This window comes from Hymenobacter agri (assembly GCF_054778495.1).
In genome coordinates this window covers 1-5830 of record NZ_BAAGZM010000251.1, presented here as the reverse complement: position 1 = coordinate 5830, position 5830 = coordinate 1, and the positions used below count along the sequence as shown (strand labels likewise).

Genomic DNA, 5830 nt, shown 5'->3' with positions numbered 1-5830 from the left:
CGGCACCGTGCCGCGCGAGCGCCTGCTAGTGGCCCAGGCCCAGGCCGAGCGCATTCTGGCGGCACGGGCCCTGGCCCAGCAGCGGGGCGCTTCCTACGGCGGCAGCCTGAGCCTGGCCAACTGGACCGAAAAAGGTCCCAGCAATATTGGCGGGCGGGTGCGGGCCATCATGCCCGACCCCAGCGATGCCACCGGCAACAAGGTGTGGGCCAGCTCGGTAGGCGGTGGCCTGTGGAAGTCGAACAACGCCGCCGGCACCACGCCCACGTGGTCGAAAATTGACGACACGTTTGCCAACCTGGCCATTACCACGCTGGCCTACGACCCATCCAATCCCGATATTATGTATTTCGGGACGGGCGAGGGCTTCGGCAACAGCGATGCCAGCCGGGGCCTGGGCATCTGGAAATCGACCGACCACGGGGTAACCTGGACGCAACTCGCCAGCACCAACAACGTGGCGGCGTTTTACTACATCAACCGGCTGGGGGTGGACAAAAACGGCTGGGTGTACGCCGCTACCGAAACCGGCGGCCTCCGGCGCAGCCAGAACGGCGGCACCACCTGGACAACGGTGCTGTCGACGCCCGCCAGCGTGTCCGACATCGACCTGAACCCGGTAGACGGAACGGTGTATGCCTCGGCGAGCAATTCGGAGGTGGGCCGCGGCATCTACCGCTCGGCTTCGGGCGACGCCAACACGTTCACCAATCTGCGCACGCTTTCCGGCTCTGGGCTACCCACCACCAATGTGTACTACCGGGTGGAGCTGGCCATGGCCCCGAGCAACCCCAGCCAACTGTACGCCATGTACTGCGGCAGCAACGACGCGCTCTACAACATCTACCGCAGCTCCGACGGGGGCAACACCTGGCAGGCGCTGCCTAAGCCCAAAGATGCCGACACCGGAATTCCCGCCGCCGACTTCACCCGCGGCCAAGCCTGGTACGACTTGTCCATCGGCGTTTCGCCCACCGACCCCGGCACCGTGTTCATTGGCGGCGTCGATATTTTCAAAACCTCGAACGGTACCGCCGCCACGGCGGCCAACGTGGCCTGGCAGCAAACCACGCACTGGTATGGGGGCTTTGGCTACCAGAACGTGCACGCCGACCAGCACGCCGTGGCCTTCGCGCCGGGCTCAAATTCGATTGTGTACTTCGGCAACGACGGCGGCGTGGCCCGCAGCCTGAATGCGACGGCTGCCATTCCGACCATCACCCCCATCAATACCAACTTCAACGTGACGCAGTTTTACGCGGTGGCCGTGCACCCCACCGACGTGAACTACTTCCTGGCTGGTGCGCAGGACAACGGCACTCAGCAGTTCCGGGGGGTATCGGGCAGCGCCACGCGCGACGTGAACGGCGGCGACGGAGCGTTCTGCGCCATCGACCAGGACCAGCCGGACGTGCAGTTTGCCACCTACGTGTACTGCAACGTCTACCGCTCCAACACTAAAGGCGACGACTTTTTCCCCGATGTAGTGGAGGAAAACAACACCCGAGGCTCCTTCATCAATCCGCTCGACTACGACAGCCAGAATAACGTGCTGTACTACAATTACAGCACGGGCACCTCGCTGGCCCTGCGCCGCGCCGGCAATGCCAACGTGGGCACGCCCGCACTCTCAACCATTGCCCTGCCCAACCTCAGCACTACCGGGGTGGCCATCAACGGGGCGATTATCACCCACGTAGCCGTTTCGCCCAACGTGAACGACCGCGTGTACGTGGGCACCAACACGGGCCGGGTGCTGCAGATTGACAACGCCTCGTCGCCGACGCCCACCATTGCCACCATCTTCGATGCCGGCACCTACGTGTCGATTTCGAGCATCGGCGTGGAAAAATTTGCGCCCGGCGCGGCCAACCCCGACCAGCATATTCTGGCAACGGTGTCGAACTACGGGCAGGTGAGCGTGTGGCAAACTACTAACGGTGGCACCAGCTGGGCCAACGTCGAAGGCAACCTGCCCGATATGCCCGTGCGCTGGGTACTGCCCGACCCCACCGGCAGCAAGCGCGCCCTCATTGCCACCGAACTGGGCGTGTGGAGCACCGACGACCTCTACGCCGCCTCCGTCGTCTGGACGCCGTCGAACGGCAACCTGGCCAACGTGCGCGTCGACATGCTGCGCCTGCGCAAATCCGACCGCATGGTAGTCGCCGCCACCCACGGCCGCGGCCTGTTCACATCCGACATCTTCGTCGCCAACCCGCTGCCCGTCGAGCTGACGGCCTTCACGGCCACGCCGGCGGCCGACGCGGTACGCTTGGCCTGGAGCACGGCTTCGGAGAAAAACAGCAGGTCCTTCGAGGTGGAGCGTAGCACCGACGGCACTGGTTATGTGCGCATTGGTACGGTGGCTGCCGCCGGCACCAGCAGCAGTTCCCACAGCTACGGCCTGACGGATGCGGCGTTGCCCGCTGCCGCCAGCCTGTACTACCGCCTGCGGCAGGTCGATGCCGATGGAACGTTCCGCTACTCGCCAGTACGAACGGTAGCTCGGCCCGCGAGTGCCGTGGCGCTGGCAGTGTTCCCCAACCCGAGCCGTGGAGCAGCTACGCTTAATGGCGCAGTGCCCGGTGCGGTAGTCCGCGTATTCGATACCGCTGGCCATGCCGTATTCAGTACCACTGCCGATGCGCAGGGCAATGCCTCGGTGCTGCCCGCTACGGGCCTGGCCGCCGGCATTTACGTGGTGCGCACCGGTAGTCGCTCAACCCGGCTTGTAATAGAATAACGCCTGCCCGCGAGTGCATACTAAAGAAAACGCCCCGATGGACATTGGGGCGTTTTCATTGCTTCCGGGGTGGCGCTTGGTGTTGGCTGTTGGGCTTGGCCGCGCGGCGTAACTTCGGCGCCGCAGGCCCCTCCCTGTCTGCTCGAAACGTATCAGCCATGAAAAAACACGCTACCCTCGGCCTGCTCGGCGGTGCCCTGCTGCTGGCCTTCCGCCCGGCCCTGCCGCCCGCCGACGCCCTCAAAACCGAAGCCCTGCAGGATTTGCAGGGCCGCTACGCCGAGTACCAGCAGGTGGCGCAGCGCATCTGGGGCTTCGCCGAGGTGGGCTACAAGGAAACCAAAAGCTCGGCGCTGCTGCAGGAAACGCTGCGCAAAAACGGCTTTGCGGTGCAGGCCGGCGTGGCCGATATCCCGACGGCCTTCGTGGCCACCTACGGTAGCGGGCTGCCCGTCATTGGTATTCTGGCCGAGTACGACGCGCTGCCCGGCCTGGCCCAGCAGGCCACGGCCGAAAAAACGCCCATTGCCGGCCAGGATGCCGGCCACGGCTGCGGGCACAACTTATTTGGTACGGCCAGCGTGGCCGCCGGCATCGAGCTGCAAAAGCTCATCAAGGAAGGCAAGCTAAAGGGCACGGTGAAGGTGTACGGCTGCCCGGCCGAGGAGGGCGGCAGCGGCAAGGTGTACTTGGTGCGAGCTGGCCTGTTCAACGGCGTGGATGCCGTGCTGCACTGGCACCCCGCCAACCAGAACGCCACGATGGTGGGCAAGTACATCGCCAACACCTCGGCCAAATTCCGCTTCCACGGCGTGGCGGCGCACGCGGCCGGCGCGCCCGAGCGCGGCCGCAGCGCCCTCGACGGTGTGGAGGCGATGGACAACATGGTGAACATGCTGCGCGAGCACGTGCCCCAGGAAACCCGCATTCACTACGTCATCACCAACGGCGGCAAGGCCCCCAACGTGGTGCCCGACTTCGCCGAGGTGTACTACTACGTGCGCCACCCCAACCGTGCCGATGTGCAGGCCGTGTTCGAGCGCGTGGTGAAAGCCGCCGAGGGCGCCGCCCTGGGCACCGGCACCACCATGGACTACGAAATCATCGGCGGTACCCACGATTTGCTCGTGAACGAAACCCTGGCCCATGCCCTGCAACGCAATTTGGAGCAGGTAGGTGGCGTGAGCTACACTGCCGAAGAAGCCGCTTTTGGCCAGAAAATCCAGGCCTCACTGGGGGTACCCGCGCCGCCCGTGGTCCAGGCCGCCCAGGTAGCGCCCTACACCAAAAACGACCTCGGCGGCAGTTCCGACGTGGGCGACGTGAGCTACGTGGTGCCCACCGTGGGCCTGATGGCCGCCACCTGGGTGCCCGGCACGCCCGCCCACAGCTGGCAGGCCGTGGCCTGCAGCGGCCAGGAAATCGGCAGCAAGGGCCTCATGGTGGCCGCCAAAACCATGGCCCTCACCGGCATCGACTTATTCACCGACCCCGCACTCGTGGCCAAAGCCAAAGCCGAGCTCAAGCAGCAGGTCGGCAGCTACGTGTATAAACCGCTGCTCGGCAACCGCAAGCCCGCGCTGAATTACCGGGATTAGCGGGTGGCGGAATCGAGGGAAAAGAATGTCACTACAACAGAACGTCATGCTGAGCTTGTCGAAGCATCTCTACCGCGTAACTAATCCCAACGACTGGGTTTACTACTGCGGTTGAGATGCTTCGACAAGCTCAGCATGACGTTCTTTGATGCTTTGATTCTCCGCCCCTACAGCGCCTTTTCCATCACCCACAGCACCAGCGGCTGCTTCGGGATGCCGAAGCGCGGGTCGGTCGGGAAAGGCTCGGTAGCGCCGGTGAGGTGATAGCCGCGCCGCTCGTAGTAGGCAATGAGCTCGGTGCGCACCGAAATCACCGTCATGCGGCTGATGGTGCAGCCGTGCTGGCGGCCGTAGGCTTCGGCGGCTTCGAGCAGGAAGCGGCCCACACCCTGCGCTTGCAGCGTGGGGTCCACGGCCAGCATACCCAAGTATACCACGTCGCCCTTTAGCTGCGCGTAGAAGCTGCCCAGCAGCTCACCGGCTTCGTTTTGGGCCAGTAGCATGGCCGTGCCGGGCTGGGCCAGCATTTCAAGCATGCCGGCTTCGTCAATGCGCTGGCCATCAAGTAAATCAGCTTCGGTAGTCCAGCCTTGGCGGGCAGTTTCGCCGCGGTAGGCAGCGTTCACGTGGTGGGCGAGGCGGGCCGCATCGGCGGGCGTGGCGGTGGCGAGAATCATGGGGCGAAAATACCTGATTATCATTCTGAGCGGAGCGAAAGAACTTAATTACTGCCAACGATTGGTAGTAAATGGCTGTCGGCCGAAGGGTGATAAGGGCCTTCGCTCCGCTCAGAATGACAGGACACGCTACTGCCGTAGGTAGCCGCCCAAATCCGACACGCTGCGGATGTCTAGCGCCCGGGCCTGCTGCCCGCGCATGAGCAGGGCGTAGGTGTTGTTGAAGCCCAGCGGCTGCAGCCACTCCAGTCCGAAACGCCGCCGAAACTCGGCCCGCACGTAGCTCAGCACCGCCGCCGGGCGTCCGCCCAACGAGTCGACTACAGCCGGCCGGGGCTGCAGCAGCACCAGCAGGCCCGTGCCGGTGTACTCGGGGTATAGGTCGATGGCCCCGTTGCGCAGTGCCTCGAAGCAGATGGTGGTGCCGCCGAGGCCGGTTTTGGTTTCCACCGCCAAATCGGTATTGCCCCGAATGAGGGCCGCGTACATCTCAGCCAGAATGTATTGCTCGGCAAAAATCTTCGAGCCCAGCTTCACCACCGGCGCGCCCGCGGCGGCCGGGCGCGGGGGCGTCCACAGCCCGCGCCGCTTCAGGAAGGCCTCGGCAATGGCTTTGGGGGCTTGGTGCAGGTAGTCGGCGCGGTAGTTCAGGTCGGTCATCACTGAGTCGGCAATCTGCCCATTCAGCTTGGCCAGCACCGGGCCCAGCTCGGGGTGCTCGCGCAGCAGAGCGGGACGCACCACCGGCACAGCGTAGTAGGGCGGGAACACGCGGCGGTCGTCGTGCAGCACGCGCAGGCCGTAGGCCC

General features: G+C 64.7%; 4 protein-coding genes. 2 read left to right on the top strand and 2 right to left on the bottom strand.

Features of this window, described 5'->3' with window-relative positions; all coding sequences use genetic code 11:
• Both ACYVDE_RS12955 and ACYVDE_RS12950 read left to right on the top strand, forming a co-directional pair.
• On the top strand, positions 1 to 2746 hold a 2746-nt coding region (locus ACYVDE_RS12955), incomplete at its 5' end, for a T9SS type A sorting domain-containing protein (protein ID WP_460501963.1).
• Between the two features lie 158 nt (positions 2747 to 2904).
• Positions 2905 to 4344: a zinc-binding metallopeptidase family protein gene (locus tag ACYVDE_RS12950; protein WP_460501962.1), complete on the top strand. Its 1440-nt coding sequence runs from the start codon at positions 2905 to 2907 to the stop codon at positions 4342 to 4344.
• A gap of 167 nt (positions 4345 to 4511) precedes the next feature.
• Here ACYVDE_RS12950 and ACYVDE_RS12945 read toward each other — a convergent pair whose 3' ends face one another.
• Both ACYVDE_RS12945 and ACYVDE_RS12940 read right to left on the bottom strand, forming a co-directional pair.
• Entirely contained in the window at positions 4512 to 5021 is a 510-nt protein-coding gene (locus tag ACYVDE_RS12945) for a GNAT family N-acetyltransferase (protein ID WP_460501961.1), read from the bottom strand.
• A 129-nt stretch (positions 5022 to 5150) separates the two neighbouring features.
• Positions 5151 to 5830 (bottom strand): glycine betaine ABC transporter substrate-binding protein (locus ACYVDE_RS12940; protein ID WP_460501960.1); only part of this gene is annotated, 680 nt, incomplete at its 5' end.

Coding starts and splice junctions, on each gene's coding strand:
- ACYVDE_RS12945 (WP_460501961.1), bottom strand. CDS start 5,021: ATGATTCTCGCCACCGCCACGCCCGCCGATGCGGCCCGCCTCGCCCAC.
- ACYVDE_RS12950 (WP_460501962.1), top strand. CDS start 2,905: ATGAAAAAACACGCTACCCTCGGCCTGCTCGGCGGTGCCCTGCTGCTG.